Genomic DNA, 14,610 nt, shown 5'->3' on the forward strand with positions numbered 1-14,610 from the left:
CCACCATGAATCAGTTTGAAATCGAGGGTTTGCGTCAGGAGCTGGACGTCGTGTCGGTCGGCTTCGGTCCCGCCGGTATCGCACTGGCCTGTGCGCTGGAAGACGAAGCGGAAGACAACGGCAAGAAGCCGTTTCAGCGCGTCCGTTTTTTCGAGAAGGGGCGTGATTCGACCTGGCACGGCGCATTTCTGCTGGCCGGAACCGACATCAACCATCACGTGTTTCGTGACCTGGTGACGCCGCGTAATCCGCGCAGTCGTTTCACGTTCGCCATGTACCTGAAGGAGAAAGGGCGCCTGTACAAATTTGGCTTGCTGGGTCGTCCCGCAAGCCGCGTGGAATGGTCCGACTACATCAGTTGGGTTGCAGCTCAGCTCAAGGATTACGTTTCCTACGACGAAGGCGTGCTCGACGTACTGCCCGTCGCGGAAAAGGGCGTCCTGCGCGCTGTGGATGTAGTCACCGCTCAAGGGACTTATCGCACCCAACGCCTGGTGCTTTCCCACGGCAGCCTGCCAAAAATCCCCGAGGCGTTCAGTCCGCATCTGGGCGGTCGCGTGTTCCACACCTCGCAGTACCTTAAAAACATCCACCTGGGAGGCGGGCCTATCGCTCAGCGTTGGCTGGTGCTGGGCTCTGGACAAAGCGCCGGCGAAGCGGTGGCGCATCTGCTCGGTGCTGCGCCCACCACTCAGGTGCATTCGGTGCATCGGGGTGTCGGTTTTCGGGTCGGCCAGTTGGGGCAGTTTCCGAACATGGCGTTCTTGCCGGAGCAGGTCGACTACTTCCATCAGCTGGAGCCAGCCCGTCGCAGCAAGGTGTTCGACGAAATCCGCTCGACCAACTACGCAGGCATCGACGCCGACGAAAGTCAGGCTTTGTACTCCTTCATGTACGAAGGCGAGGTCAGCGGGCACCAGCGCCTGAATCTGCACACGTGGTCCAATGTCATCTCTGTGGAAAAAGTCGGCGATGCCTATTCAGTGCTGATGCGCGATAGCAACACCGGGCTTGAGACCACGCTTTATGTCGACGGCATCGTCCTGGGCACCGGTTACGAACAGCTCGCAGTGCCCCCATTACTGACGTTGTTGCAGCCCTGGTTGTTGCGCGATGAAGACGGCAGCCTGGCAGTGGATCGGCATTACCATGTTGGGCTGCAGAACAGCGACGGTCTGCAGATTCTCGCCAACGGCACCTCGGAAAAGACCCATGGCATCAGCGACGCGCAGTCGTTCTCCATGGTCGCGTTGCGCGCCCAGCAACTGACCGATGCGTTGTTGGCCACGCAACCCCGCCAACTGGCACCAGTCGTGGCTCACCCCAAGAGAGCCATGCCTGCACGCGCCGAGGCACGACCATGAACTTCATCTCTCATATCGTTGGCGATTCGAATTTCGTCCGGCTCAAAGGCCTGGGGTTCGAGAACCTTCACCTGAAGCTCGAGTCGTGCAACCCGGCCGGTTCGATCAAGATGAAAACCGCGATCGGCTTGATCGACTCCTACGCCGAACGCCGACTTATCCACAGGGATACGGTGTTGATCGAATCGTCCTCGGGCAACCTCGGTGTCGCCTTGGCGATGATCTGCGCCGAGCGGGGCTACAGGTTCTGCTGCGTGGTCGATCCGAATACCAACCTGCATAACATCAAGATGATGGAAGCCTTCGGTGCGCAGATCGTGATCGTTACCGAACGTGATGACAACGACGGCTATCTGGGCACCCGCATTCGCTATATCCGCGACACCGTGGCCCGCGATCCGCGCTACTTGTGGCTCAACCAGTACAGCAATCCGGCCAACGCGCGCACCCATGAGCACACCACGGCCCGCTCGATTCACATCGCCTTCCCTGCCCTGGATTACCTGGTGGTGGGCGCTGGCACCACGGGCACGCTGATGGGTTGCGTGCAGTATTTCCGCAAGCACTCGCCGCGCACCAAAATCATCGCCGTGGACAGCGCCGGATCGGTGACCTTCGGCCAGGCGCCGGGCAAACGTTTCATTCCGGGTCTGGGTTCGAGCCAGACGCCGCCGATCTTCCGCGCCAATCACCTGCACAAACAGCAGGTGGTCGATGAGCGCGCGACCGTTGCCATGTGTCGCTGGCTGGCCAAGTCCAACGGTGTGCTGGCGGGTGGATCGACCGGCACGGTGGTCGCCGGTCTGGCCGCGCCTTCACTGGGAATTCCCAAAGATGCGGTGGTGGTGGCGATCTCCCCGGATGCCGGCGAGCGCTATCTGGAAACCATCTACAACGACGAATGGGTGATGCAGAAATTCGGGCGCGCTGAGCTTACCTCACTGTTGTCGCAGCCCATCACTCGCTACCTCAAAGAGCATGTTCACACCTTCGAAGGGGAAGCTCTTAATGTCTGAATTCCATGTCATCCCGGGGGCCGTGATCAACGACATCCTCGACAGCCAATCTCACAGCATGGTCGCGCGTGTCGAGCAGGTCTATCTGCAACATCACGACGGCAAAACCCTCAATCCGGACAGCTACTTCCTACGTTTTCCACAGCAGCCGGCCAACCGCATCATCGCCCTTCCCGCGTCGCTGGAAGGCGAGGATGCCGTGGCCGGGATCAAGTGGATCTCCAGCTTTCCCGGCAATGTCGCGCAACGAAAACCTCGGGCGTCGGCAGTGGTGATCCTCAACGACCGCGAAACGGGATACCCCTATGCGTGTCTGGAAGGTGCGCAGATCAGCGCTGTCAGAACGGCCGCGTCCGCAGTGTCAGGCGCTTATTGGCTCAACGGTCAGTCACATAAGGCAGGCTCTGTGGGATTCATCGGCGCAGGTGTCATCGCTCGCAACATCGCCCGCATGCTCGCGGTAGAGGGCTGGGATATCGGCCACGCCGTCGTGCATGACTTCGACCACACCTCGGCGAGCGCGTTGAGGGGATATGTCGAGCAGATCGATTTATGCACAGCCCGCACCGGTTCGCTGGAGGAGGCGCTGGCGGCCGATCTGGTGATCTTTGCCACGACCGCCGGTGAGCCTTACGTGAAGCCGCCCATGATGTTCCGTGCCGGTCAGGTGGTGCTCAACATCTCGCTGCGCGACATCGCTCCGCAATTGTTGCTGCAGGCCAACAACCTCTGCGACGACGTCGAGCACTGCATGAAGGCCAACACCTCGCCGCATCTGGCCGAGCAATTCAGCGGCAACCGTGAGTTCATGAATGGCACTCTCGCCGGGCTGATTCGCGGGGAAGTACGACTTGATCCGACCAAGCCTTCGATTTTCTCGCCCTTCGGGCTGGGCGTGCTGGATCTGGCATTGAGCAAGTTTATCGTCGACACCGCGTTGGCTGAATCTCGCGCGGTGGCCATCGATTCTTTCTTCGGAGAAACCCTGAGATGGAACTGAGCACTGCGCTGCGCCTCGACAAATCCTCACTGGAAACGTCGTGTGTGGAAAGAGCCGCGCAACAACCCGCCATCAGGATCGGCATCGTGGGCTGTGGCTCGCGCGGCCTGACGGTGCTGGAGCGGCTGTGTGCGCTGGCTGCCCAAAGCGAGCGGCGGGTCGAGATCAGCGTATTCGATCCCCGTCGGCCGGGGCCTGGTTTGCACTCGGTCGAGCAGCCGTCTTACCTGATGCTCAACACCGTGGCCTCGCAGATCTCCATGTTCCCTGATCAAGTCGCGCTCGGCGGTTACACCGGGCGCCAAGGACCAGACTTTTACCAATGGTGCCTGCGCTTCAAATCCGCTGAGCGGCTGGTGCGCCCCAACGAATTTCTGCCCAGGTCGTGGCTTGGCGAATACCTGGCCTGGACATATGAGGAGATTATTCGCGCGTTGCCTGAGCAGGTGAGAGTCACGCATCACGCCAACACTGTGGATAACGTTGAGCATACGGATTTGGGTGGATTCGTGTTGTCTGCAGCGGACGATCAGCATCATGTCGATTGGCTTTTGATCACTGTTGGCCATGCCGATATGCCCCCGACTGTGGACAAACGTGCTGGAGCGACCAACAGCATGAACGCTTATCCACAACCCCACGCGTTGGACGGGATTTCATCCACAGATCATGTCGGCGTAGAAGGACTGGGGCTGACGGCAATGGATGTGGTTGCGGGCCTGACAGTGGGTCGAGGGGGGCATTTCGTCGAGGGGCCTGAAGGGTTGCGCTATCAGCCTTCCGGCCAGGAACCGCAGGTGTATATGTATTCGCGAAGCGGATTGCCCTACCGCACCCGGCCCGACATCGTGCCGCACCGCACAGGCAGTTCGCCGCTGATTTTCACGTTGACGGCGGTTGCCGATCTTCGTGTTCAAAACCCGGACGGCCTGGATTTCGAAACTCAGGTGCTGCCGTTGCTCAAGGCTGAGATGGTCGCGGAATACTTCGGGATGATTGCGAAACTGCAGGGCGAGTCATCGCTGCGGGTTAAATCGGAGATCGCGATGGCGTTTCTGTTAGGCGAAATAGAGCCGAAATCACGGACGCTCGCTGAACGGTTTTCCGTGCCGTTGCTGGACGAGAGCGTGTTCACCCCTCAGCAGTTCCGAGCCCCTGTGGATAATTATCCGATGTGGGTACGGAGCTTTATTCAGGGCGATCTGAACGAGAGCACTGTGGGTCTTGATGACAGTCCGATCAAAGCAGCGGTCGAGGTATGGAGAAGCTGTCGTGAACAACTCAGGCGCGTTGTGGATAACCGCGGCCTGACGCCGAAATCGCACGAAGTCTTCTTCAACGTCTATGCGCCGCTGGTCAATCGCATGGTCGCCGGTCCGCAGAAAGAGCGTCATCAGGAGCTACTGGCATTGGCGGATGCAGGGGTTCTGCATTGGGTTCATGGCTCAAAGGTTATGCTCGACGCTGAACGAGGAGAGGTCTCGATCACCACGGAGGAAGGCAGGGAGATACCGCTCACTGCCGTGGTATATGCACATGTCAGCGACAGTCGCACAGCCTCGGCCCAACCAAAAATCATCCAGCAATTGCGCGAAAGCGGAGTTATCCACAATCTGGGCGAGCGAGGAGAGGGTGTGCATGTGGACAGCCATGGCAGGGCCCAACCGAATCTGTGGATAACCGGTCCTATTGTGGAAGGCGCCACCTACTACAACCATTACGTTCCGTCGTCGGGCAGCTATTCGCGTGCATTCGTCGACGCCGACCGAATTGCGCGAGAGATGTTGGGGATGACTGTGACTGTCTGATTCTTTATGCGGCGTCTCGGAAAAAACCATGAAAAAAGCCCGCGCTGACGGAATCAGGCGGGCTCTTCGAGGGGCAAATGCTCAAGCCCCAGGGCTCAAGCGAATGATTTTGGGAAATTCACTCAGGCTGATCGGAGCAGTACAGCGGTCGCCAGAGCAGTCCCAGCGCTGCTCGCTGTTCACCATTCCCTTGTCGGGTGCCTGGGTGTCCAGCACGCGCAAGGGTGCGTTGTTCATTGCCTGACTGCTGAGCTGATCTTCCCTTGGGCGTCCCGCTGCCCAGGCCACCATGATTCGTTCGTGACCATCACTGAATGCCAGCTTGTAGATGCCGTCGGCCTGAAGGCTGGCGCCAGGGTCGTAGTCGAAATCCCGCAGGTACGGACTGATCGCCTTGAGTACCGAGTAGGCAGGTTTCGGCGTGAGGTCCACATTGAGCAGCCCGAAGTTGTGTTCCTGATCATCGCGCTGGGTGCCGTCGTTGATAAGGTCGTACCACCACATGCCCTTGATATTGGGGACAGTCCGGGCGAGGAAGTAAGCGCGAGCCAGATACGCGGCCTGACGCGTGGTATCGATGCCGCAGGCGCCTTCATGACTCGGCCAGCTCATCTCGGTCAGGTACAACGGCACCGGCTTGCCGCCCCTGCTGAACCTGCTGTCCAGATCGCGCATCCAGTTGATCCAGCTTTCTGGGGTGTTGTGGTCGCGACCCTCGCAATGCACATACGGATGCAGCGAGATGCCGTCGGCGTACTTGAGCACTCCAGCGGCCAGGATGCGGTCGACGAAACCGCCCTTGATACCTGCTGAGGTCACCGCACCGGCAAGCACCTTGGCCTGTGGATTGTTCCTGCGGATGATCGGGACGGCGTCTCTCACCACAGCCACGTAATCATTGCTCAGGCGCGCATCGGTCGGGCCGTCGATGTCCCACTCGTTCCACACTTCGTAATACTTAACCGGGTTTCCCAGCTGGCGGGTGAGGTAGTCGACGTATTTCAGGTAGGGGATTTTCACTTCCGGTTTGCGTGGCTTGGCGTTGCCGTTGAAGGACGTGCCGTAACCGAGAATGACCATCGGCGCCTGCTTCAGTGCACTGGCCGTGGTCAGCCAGGCACGCCATTGCGGGATGATCTGCAGCTGATTCGGCTCAGGCTCGGCGGTGGACCAAAACGCGTCGTCACGCACCGAGGTGACTCCGGCCGTGCTGGCCAGATCCAGACTTTTCTGCAATGGCTGATCAAGGTTGTTCATCGAGTGAGTAGCAACCCCCACGATGAAAGGCTCAGCTACCGCGACGTCGGCAACGATGAGACAGGACAGCAACAGCAGGCCTTTGCGGCCAATACTCGAAAAGCTCATGCGTGACCGTCCTTTCTCAGCTCAACCCTGGCAGGCCGTTCCATGAGGTCGCTTCAACCGGCTTTGGGGCCGCAGCCCTCAGCTGCGACCTGGCCGCCAGCGCATGCCCGATTGCCATGCCAAGAAAAAGGTTGGCCAGCGTCACTTCGAGGGTGTCGGTGGTCCAGCTGACGATACAAATGCAGAACCCGGTCGCCAGCATCGCGCGGCCATAGCGGCTAGTGATGTCGGCCAGAATGAAAAACAGCGGGATGTGCAGCGCGTACAGAAACAGCCCGACCAGGCCGAACGTGGCCCACAGGTACACCACGGTGCTGTCGGAAATCATGAAGATATCGGCACCGGCCACAGGGAACGCCGCCACTGAGCTTCCCACCAGTCCGAATCCGGCACCGGTGTAGGCGCGATCTTCGCTGACGAGTTCTCGGATCACGTTGGGCCAGGTGTTGATCAGGCGGTCGTAAATCGATGACAGCGAGCTTCCCGTCGAGATCTTGTTGGGGTCGAAGTCGTACATCATGCCAATGAACGGCAGCGCCACCCCCAGCAGCACGGCAGCAACGATGGCCCCGCGTGTGGTCCAGCGAAAGCGGGTGATCATCAGCAGGGCGACAGCGCCGGCAAACGCCAGAACGGGTGCCTTGCTGGTGGTCAGCACGACGCCCGCCAAGCCAACGCCACAGATCGCGATCGCCAGCATTCTCGAGCGCACCATGGTCATCAGGTACAGGCTGAAAATCGAAATGATGATCGCCAGCGCACTGGAGATCCGGGCAAAACCGGCGGGCCGGTCGGCGTCTTCGGCAGCCCAGGTGGTGTTGGCGCTCAGCTCGGTGCCGCCGATGCTGTAGCTGTACCCCTTCCACGGAAGGTTGGTGTACTTGTCGAGCACGATACCGCCCAACGAGGCCATCAAGGCAAACGCGATCACCCACATGAACAGCTTTCTGTGGCGAGTGATCTGATCGCCGCACGCCAGGCCGAAAAGTAAAGGGCTGATGCCGTACAGCGCGAATGCGAAGTTACCGGCGCCGGCGCCATTGAGCACGGCCCATGCAGATGACAGCAGCAGCACGAGGAAGCTGAGCCAAACGCCGGGACCGGCCTTGAAGCTGCGCAATTCCAGCGCGAAGAACAGCAGACAAGCGACTTTCGGGGCGTACAGCAGCACCGAAATTCCGGCTTTGTCCAGATAGAAACGCAGGGCGCCTGAGAAGGTTTCGACCAGAATCAGGCTGATCGCGACCAGCACGATGGCCGTGGATTTGTCGAACGACATGATCGACGGCTTTTCAACGTAAGCGGGGGTAGGCGACATCATGGGAACGGCCCCTCGGGAGCGCTGGAATTGAAAATGATCGGCAGACACAGCGGCAGATAAGCAAATGTCGTTTGCCAGCCCAAGCTACCGCTCATCGACATCAGCAAACGCCGTCGATGGAACTGGAGAATTGCTGGGCATTGGGTGGCCAATACACAGAGGATGGCCAAGCGGGGCCCCTCTCGGATCGGTATGACAGGGGATATATCAGCCCCAGATCGCGAGGCTGTCAATCAAATAGTCAAATTTTCGGACATATACGCCACAGCCTGAAAATCACAGACCGTAACTCGTTGATTTAATTGATCGGTATAAATTTGACGCTGGTAATCCGGGAGGCAGCTGCGGTGAAAAGTGCGCGGCCTATGACTCAGTTTCGTTACAGAACACTCGTTCCATCTGCAGATAGGGCCTTTGTAGCAGTCCCGTTCGCTGGCGGCGACTTTCTTGAAATCACTACGCAAACAAACCGGACTGTTACAGAGATCGCCCTCTAATTCAGGTATACCGCCGCTTGTCGGGCGCCGGTGGGAAGTACTGGTTCAGCCAGGTTTCGCTCAGGGTGCGGTCGCCGGTCTTGATGAACATGCGCATCTCTACCGGATCCACCGAATCGCTGGTCGGATACCAGTCGAAGGTTACCCGGAAGCCTTTGATGTCGGGCAGCACCAGTACGTTGAAATCCTGCACCTTGCCATTGGAAACGGTCACCACCGGCTCGATGCCTGATCCTTCCGGCAGACGGTCGATACCGCCCCCGGTGAAGTCCACGGCAAAGCGGCGCGCCCAGACTTCCGGGTAATGCTCGCCCGGCGCCCAGCCTTCGATGAAGCCGCCCATACCCGAGCGTGTCGCGTGAACCCGTGCCAGAGGCGTACTCACCGGCGGCAACGGGCTCCAGTACAGCTTGTAACCGAAATTCATCGACATACCGGCCTTGATCGGCACCTTCGGATTCCAGAACGCGACGATGTTATCCAGCGTCTCGCCGGTAGTTGGCAGTTCCAGCAGATCGATCGATCCTTCGCCCCAGGCCGTGGTCGGCTCGACCCACAGGCTCGGTCGGCGGTGATACCAGTCGACCGTGTCCTGATACGTCTTGAAGTCGTGATCGGTCTGCACCAGACCGAAACCCTTGGGGTCTTTGTCGGCGAAGGCATTGAACTGGATCTTGGCCGGGTTGTTCAGCGGTCGACAGATCCACTCGCCATTGCCGCGCCACATCGCCAGGCGATCGGAATCGTGGATTTCCGGATGCAGGGTGTCGCACATGCGGCGTTCGTGGGTGCCGCAGCTGAACATGCTGGTCATGGTCGCGATGCCCATCTGCTCGATGTCGGCTCGGGCATTGATATTGGCGTCGATGTCCATTACCACTCGGTCGGCCTGGCAGTCGATGTCGAAGCGATAGGCGCCGGTGGCGCTCGGCGAATCCAGCAGCGCATAAACCACGAAGCGGGTGGCGTCCCTGGCCGGTTTCTCGAACCAGAACTTGGTGAAGTCGGGGAATTCTTCGGGGCGATGGGCGTAAGTGTCGATCGCCAGGCCGCGTGCAGAAAGGCCGTATTGCTTGTTGCTGTCGATCGCGCGGAAGTAGCTGGCGCCGAGAAACGAGAGAATGTCGTTGATCGCGATCTCCGGAGCCTTGAACAGCTTGAAGCCGGCAAAACCCAGATCGCCCTTGAGTTGGCTCTGGTCGATGCGGCTGGCTTCATAGTTGAACAGCTCCGGGCGAAAATGCACTTCCCGCGCTTCTTGGGTGGCCGGGTCCACGCTGTACATCCGCACCGGGGTCTTGAAGCCTGCGCCGACGTGGAAGAAATGCACATCCAACTGGCCTTTGACGTCGTTCCACAAGGAATGACCGGCATCGTATTTGATCGCATTGAACTGCTGAGGCGTCATGTTCGCCAGGGTCGGTGGCAGCGTCTGCTTGGTGCTGACGTAGGCCTTGCCGGCCATCTGCTTGGCCATATCCTGCAAGGTCTTGAAGTCGAAGTGTTCGATGTCGCCATCTGCTGCTGCCGCCAGGGCGCGTGCTGCATAAAGACCCGAGGCTGGCAGCGCACTATAGGCTGCCAGCGCCATGGAAGCTTTCAGGAGATTCCTGCGATTCATAAGGTGAAGCCTCTGAAGAAATGCTGTGCCTTCCTGCACGAAAATGTGCGCTTTCCCAATCCTTGCCGAACGCAAATTACCAACAAACAGATAACAATCTCGGCATCTTGTTCGCAAAAAAGGGAAAAAAACGTTTCAGGGCGCTGCTTTTTACCGTTTCCGTACAGCCGTTTCGAGTGTTGGCGTTTGTGTGATGACACCTGCTGGATGAACGCCAGGCGTACGGCGAAGCCGATCAACAGACTGCCGCACGGCCATTGTTGTTGGGGCGTTTGCCGGCTCGCGCTTCAACGCGTCCCTGTCGGCGCGCACGCCTGCCGGGTTCCTCTCAAACCTGTGGCGGATGCCGGCGGTTACGACGGCAGCGCAAGCGGAGTATCGGGCAACTCATCTGCGACGGCCGCCCCGCATTCGCCAGCAAGCCAGCTTCTACAATCACGGGACAGCCACACATTGGTATTCACGCCTGGGTCGTATGCCCCCCAGCACCCATCGCAGCCTGCCGCAGCGCCTCGGACCGGGTCGGGTGAGGGTGGCAGGTCAGGGCAATATCTTCGGCCGACGCCGCAAATTCCATCGCCACGCAGTACTCGGCAATCATCTCGCTCACGCTCGGCCCTACCAGATGCACACCGAGGATTTCGTCGGTTTTTTCATCGGCCAGCACTTTGGCAAAGCCATCGGTCTCGTGATTGACCTTGGCCCGGCTGTTGGCGCTAAACGGGAATTTTCCGACCTTGTAAGCGCGACCTTCCTCCTTCAATTGCTCCTCGGTCTTACCGACACTGGCCAGCTCCGGCCAGGTGTAAATTACGTTCGGGATCAGGTTGTAATTCAGCTCGCCTTTCTTGCCGACGATTCGCTCAACGCACACCGCTGCTTCGTCTTCAGCCTTGTGCGCCAGCATCGGGCCTGACGTGACGTCACCGATAACCCAGATTCCGTCCACGGATGTGCGATGGCCCTTGTTGGCCAATACGCCGCGCTTATCCACCTCAAGGCCCACGGTTTCCAGACCCAGACCCTTCGTCACCGGCCGACGGCCAATAGAGACGAGCACGTAGTCCGCTTCGATCACCTCGGCGTCACCGCCCGCAGCCGGTTCGATCGTCAGGCTCACGCCTGCTTCACTGGCAACGGCCGAGGTCACTTTGGAGCTGAGCTTGAAGTTCATGCCCTGCCGCGACAACGAGCGATGCAGCGTTTTACCGGTCTCCAGATCCGAGCCATGCGCCACATGATCCAGAAACTCAACGACGGTAACTTTGGCGCCCAGCCGACGCCACACCGAGCCCAACTCCAGACCGATTACGCCAGCACCAATCACCACCAGATGCTTGGGCACTTCACTCAACGACAGTGCGCCGGTTGAATCGAGGATGCGTTTGTTGTCGATGGTCACCCCCGGCAAAGGCGTTGGCTCGGAGCCGGTGGCGATGATGATGTCCTTGGCGGTCAGTTCGGTTTGCCCGCCGCCGGCGTCCGTGACGATGACCTTGCCGGGGCCTGCGAGACGCCCCCAGCCCTTGATCCATTCGGCCTTGTATTTGCGAAACAGAAACTCGATGCCCTTCGTCAGCCCGGTCACGCTCTCGACTTTCTGCGCCATCATCTGCGCCAGGTTCAACGTCGGGCTGCCCTCAATGCCGAGCTTCTTGAACTCCTCACCCGTCGCCGCTTCGTAGAGTTCGGAGGCATGCAGCAGGGATTTGGAGGGGATGCAGCCGACGTTCAGGCACGTGCCGCCCAGGGTTTCCCGACCTTCGACGCAGGCGACCTTCAGACCCTTTTGCCCGGCATGAATGGCTGCGTTATAGCCGCCTGGGCCGCCGCCGATGATCACAACGTCATAGTTACGCATGAGTGCACTCCTGAAGAAAAAATCGACAATGGAGGGAAGCGTAGACCTCCCTCCGCAAATGTCCCGAAAGATCCAAGACGAGAAAAATTACGATCGTAATATCAAGTCAGGAGGGAATGAAGGTCAAGCTCAGGCTTTTCAAGGCGCACATTCAGGAATAACAACAGGCTGTGGATAAGATGTTGGCAGGTTGTATGTAAGCTGTTGAAACAGTCATGAACCAGCATCCATAGCGGGATCAGCACGACGATCCAGGGGCTAAAAGCGAGTGCAGCGACGAGCCCGCCGACCGCCACTTAAATAAGCCCGGCGCGCCGTCACATGGACTGCACGCACCCCGTCATCGAACAGGATTCTGACCACCGGGTGCAGCAATTTTTGCAGCCAGTTTTTGAGTATGGTCAGCATGATCGCGGGCCCACTGCCTGTGGATAACTTCCGGGGAGCACAGTGCAAGTTGGAGACCATGCAGCAGGGGTGATTGCCTGCGATCAGCAGAGTGTCCGCTGGAGATAACGCGGCAGTTAAACCCAATCGCGGCGAGCGCGCTCCTACAGCGGAGTGGGGAAAGCAGGCGTCGAGGAGTTCATGAGCAGCCAACCTGTCTGCAGCCTGTCTGGGTGAATAAATCGTCATGTCCGGGTGCGATTACCAGACGAAAATTTCACGACTTCTGTTATATCGTAACGCCCTGTGAATCTACCGTTCGGGCTGTTTCCCGAGTGGCGAACAGCTCAAGCAGCGGACAGGAAGGGTGATGACTACAGCGTTCGGCAAGTTCTGGAGTATCGATGCGGGTTGATCTGGATGGTGAAGGTGCAACACCTGCAACCTTGCCGAGATTTCAGCGTGCGAGCTTTCAGGCGCGTCGCTTGTCGCGACTGACCTACGTGCTGGGCGGCTTGGGCGTGATCGGCTTGGTGGTCTCGCTGTTCGTCGACCTGTTTTCACCCAATTCCCTGTGGACGGCGGTGCTCACCAATAGTGCCGCAAGCTTGCTGGTGCTGGCCTCGGCACTGCAATCGGCCCAGGTGGTTGCCCTATGGCGGGCGCGGGTTATCGCACCCGATGAGGTGGCGATTTCATCAGAAGAGCCCATCGCTGCCGAAGAACAGGGCTGGTACGACCGCCTGCTCACGCGCATTGGCGGGGCAGGGACTTCGATGGTCGGCCAGATCGGCGCGCCGGTGTTCTGGCTGGCAGGCTGGGCGCTGCTGGCGCTGATCAGTATTTCGATGATCTGGAACCTCGCGTTGATCGGCACCAATGTCGGCCTGACGGGCAGCGTGGCAGGCGGTTTGCTGCTGCTGATCGGTTTTGGCCTGTTGGTGCTGGAGCGCCAACTCAGCAACGAATCCGAAGCGAGCTGGCCCGAAGCCGAACAATTGGCGCAGATCGCGCGAGGGGCGATCGGCACGTTGCTGATCGCCGCGTTCTGCCTGTTCTTTTCTTCGGCGGACCGAGTCTGGCCGGCCCGGTTGGCGGTCCTGACCGGCCTGCTGCCGGGGCTGGTGGCTGCCGAGTTGCTGATTCGCGCGCTGCTGTCGATTTTCAGTCCGCGCAACGGGCGCCTCGAGCCGCGCCTGGTCGCCAGCAGTTTCGGTGCCGGCCTGCTACGTTGGCCGCCGCGCCCGCTGATGGCCCTGCAGAACGAATTGCACAACCGCTTCGGCATCGACCTGCGGCAGATCTGGGCGTTTACCTACATGCGGCGGGCGTTTCTGCCGGTGATGGCGGTCATTGTTGCCCTCGGCTGGGCGCTGAGTGGCGTGCACGAGATCCCAATGCAAGGTCGTGGGATCTATGAACGTTTCGGCAAGCCGATCGAAGTCATGGGGCCGGGCCTGCACGCAGGTCTGCCGTGGCCGTTCGGCACAGTCTTGCCGGTCGAGAACGGCGTAGTTCATGAACTGGCGACCAGCGTGTCGGACGGCGCCAGCGCCGAGCGTGCGCTGGACCCTGCCGAAGGTCCGCCCCCTGCCGTGGCCAATCGTTTGTGGGACGCCACGCACATCAATGATAAGTCGCAGGTGATCGCCAGCGGCTCGGGGGACAAGCAGAGCTTCCAGATCGTCAACATGGACGTGCGCTTCGTTTACCGCATCGGTCTGGACGATCAGTCCGCCATGGCCGCGATCTACAACAGCGCCGACATTCCGAGCCTGATTCGCAGCACCGCCAGCCGCGTTCTGGTTCATGATTTCGCCTCGCGCACTCTTGATGAGTTGCTCGGCGAACAGCGTAGCGATCTGGCCGCCGACATCGGTAATGCCGTCGCCCGAGACCTGAAGAAGCTCGACAGCGGCGTGGAAATCCTCGCCACCGTGGTTGAGTCGATTCACCCGCCGGCCGGTGCTGCCAATGCTTATCACGCGGTGCAAGCGGCGCAGATCAGCGCTCAGGCGCTCATTTCTCGCGAGCGCGGTGCGGCGGCCGACCAGGCCAACCTTGCGCAGTTGCACGCCAGCATCGCTCACGATCAGGCAGCGGCCAATTCACGTGAAACCATGGCCAACGCCCAAAGTGCTGACCTGAGCTTCAACGCGGAGCAACAGGGTTATGCCAAGGCCGGTCAGGCATTTCTGCTGGAGCAGTATTTAAGCCAGCTGATCCAAGGCATGACCCACGCCAAGTTGCTGGTTCTGGATCACCGTTTGGGCGGCACCAGCGCGCCCACCATCGATCTGCGTTCTTTTACCCTCCCGGTCGACCCTGCGGCGTCGCCAAAGTCGGCTGAACAGCCAATGGCTGAATAAG

The 14,610-nt window shown here is 59.7% G+C and carries 9 protein-coding genes; 5 read left to right on the forward strand and 4 right to left on the reverse strand.

What is annotated here, in order from left to right; translation table 11 throughout:
* Positions 1 to 5 precede the first annotated feature (5 nt).
* Genes CE491_RS06795 through CE491_RS06810 form a run of 4 tightly spaced genes read left to right on the forward strand, consistent with a single transcriptional unit; the run spans position 6 to position 5,188 of the window.
* Positions 6 to 1,364, forward strand: a complete 1,359-nt coding sequence (locus tag CE491_RS06795; RefSeq protein ID WP_110947586.1) for a SidA/IucD/PvdA family monooxygenase — start codon at positions 6 to 8, stop codon at positions 1,362 to 1,364.
* Entirely contained in the window at positions 1,361 to 2,380 is a 1,020-nt protein-coding gene (sbnA, locus tag CE491_RS31190) for a 2,3-diaminopropionate biosynthesis protein SbnA (RefSeq protein WP_110947587.1), read from the forward strand. Before CE491_RS06795 ends, sbnA begins: the two co-directional genes overlap by 4 nt.
* A complete protein-coding gene (gene sbnB, locus CE491_RS31195; RefSeq protein ID WP_110947588.1) occupies positions 2,373 to 3,380 on the forward strand; it encodes a 2,3-diaminopropionate biosynthesis protein SbnB in 1,008 nt (335 codons plus the stop codon). The genes sbnA and sbnB overlap by 8 nt, the downstream gene beginning before the upstream one ends.
* Positions 3,371 to 5,188 (forward strand): FAD/NAD(P)-binding protein, encoded by a 1,818-nt coding sequence (locus tag CE491_RS06810; protein WP_110947589.1) that lies wholly within the window; start codon positions 3,371 to 3,373, stop codon positions 5,186 to 5,188. Before sbnB ends, CE491_RS06810 begins: the two co-directional genes overlap by 10 nt.
* Positions 5,189 to 5,269: 81 nt before the next feature.
* Here CE491_RS06810 and CE491_RS06815 read toward each other — a convergent pair whose 3' ends face one another.
* The 4 genes from CE491_RS06815 to lpdA all read right to left on the reverse strand — a co-directional run bounded on the left by CE491_RS06815 (position 5,270) and on the right by lpdA (position 11,853).
* Positions 5,270 to 6,553, reverse strand: a complete 1,284-nt coding sequence (locus CE491_RS06815; protein WP_110947590.1) for a glycoside hydrolase family protein — start codon at positions 6,551 to 6,553, stop codon at positions 5,270 to 5,272.
* 16 nt (positions 6,554 to 6,569) lie between these two features.
* Positions 6,570 to 7,874 carry a hypothetical protein gene (locus CE491_RS06820; RefSeq protein ID WP_234407534.1) on the reverse strand — a complete coding sequence of 435 codons (1,305 nt, stop codon included), beginning with the start codon at positions 7,872 to 7,874 and terminating at the stop codon, positions 6,570 to 6,572.
* Between the two features lie 498 nt (positions 7,875 to 8,372).
* Entirely contained in the window at positions 8,373 to 9,992 is a 1,620-nt protein-coding gene (locus CE491_RS06825) for a glucan biosynthesis protein D (RefSeq protein ID WP_110947591.1), read from the reverse strand.
* A gap of 460 nt (positions 9,993 to 10,452) precedes the next feature.
* A complete protein-coding gene (gene lpdA / locus CE491_RS06830) occupies positions 10,453 to 11,853 on the reverse strand; it encodes a dihydrolipoyl dehydrogenase (protein ID WP_110947592.1) in 1,401 nt (466 codons plus the stop codon).
* A 791-nt stretch (positions 11,854 to 12,644) separates the two neighbouring features.
* Here lpdA and hflK point away from each other — a divergent pair.
* The gene (hflK, locus tag CE491_RS06835; protein WP_110947593.1) at positions 12,645 to 14,609 is read left to right on the forward strand and encodes a protease modulator HflK; all 1,965 of its coding nucleotides are present in this window, start codon (positions 12,645 to 12,647) and stop codon (positions 14,607 to 14,609) included.
* The last annotated feature ends 1 nt before the right edge of the window (position 14,610 follow it).

Origin of the sequence: Pseudomonas bohemica (assembly GCF_002934685.1) — a bacterium.
In the GTDB taxonomy this organism is placed as follows: domain Bacteria; phylum Pseudomonadota; class Gammaproteobacteria; order Pseudomonadales; family Pseudomonadaceae; genus Aquipseudomonas; species Aquipseudomonas bohemica.

Excerpts from the sequence above, each read along its gene's own strand:
- CE491_RS06795 (WP_110947586.1), top strand. The coding sequence starts at position 6 with ATGAATCAGTTTGAAATCGAGGGTTTGCGTCAGGAGCTGGACGTCGTG.
- sbnA (WP_110947587.1), top strand. The coding sequence starts at position 1,361 with ATGAACTTCATCTCTCATATCGTTGGCGATTCGAATTTCGTCCGGCTC.
- sbnB (WP_110947588.1), top strand. The coding sequence starts at position 2,373 with ATGTCTGAATTCCATGTCATCCCGGGGGCCGTGATCAACGACATCCTC.
- CE491_RS06810 (WP_110947589.1), top strand. The coding sequence starts at position 3,371 with ATGGAACTGAGCACTGCGCTGCGCCTCGACAAATCCTCACTGGAAACG.
- CE491_RS06815 (WP_110947590.1), bottom strand. The coding sequence starts at position 6,553 with ATGAGCTTTTCGAGTATTGGCCGCAAAGGCCTGCTGTTGCTGTCCTGT.
- CE491_RS06820 (WP_234407534.1), bottom strand. The coding sequence starts at position 7,874 with ATGATGTCGCCTACCCCCGCTTACGTTGAAAAGCCGTCGATCATGTCG.
- CE491_RS06825 (WP_110947591.1), bottom strand. The coding sequence starts at position 9,992 with ATGAATCGCAGGAATCTCCTGAAAGCTTCCATGGCGCTGGCAGCCTAT.
- lpdA (WP_110947592.1), bottom strand. The coding sequence starts at position 11,853 with ATGCGTAACTATGACGTTGTGATCATCGGCGGCGGCCCAGGCGGCTAT.
- hflK (WP_110947593.1), top strand. The coding sequence starts at position 12,645 with ATGCGGGTTGATCTGGATGGTGAAGGTGCAACACCTGCAACCTTGCCG.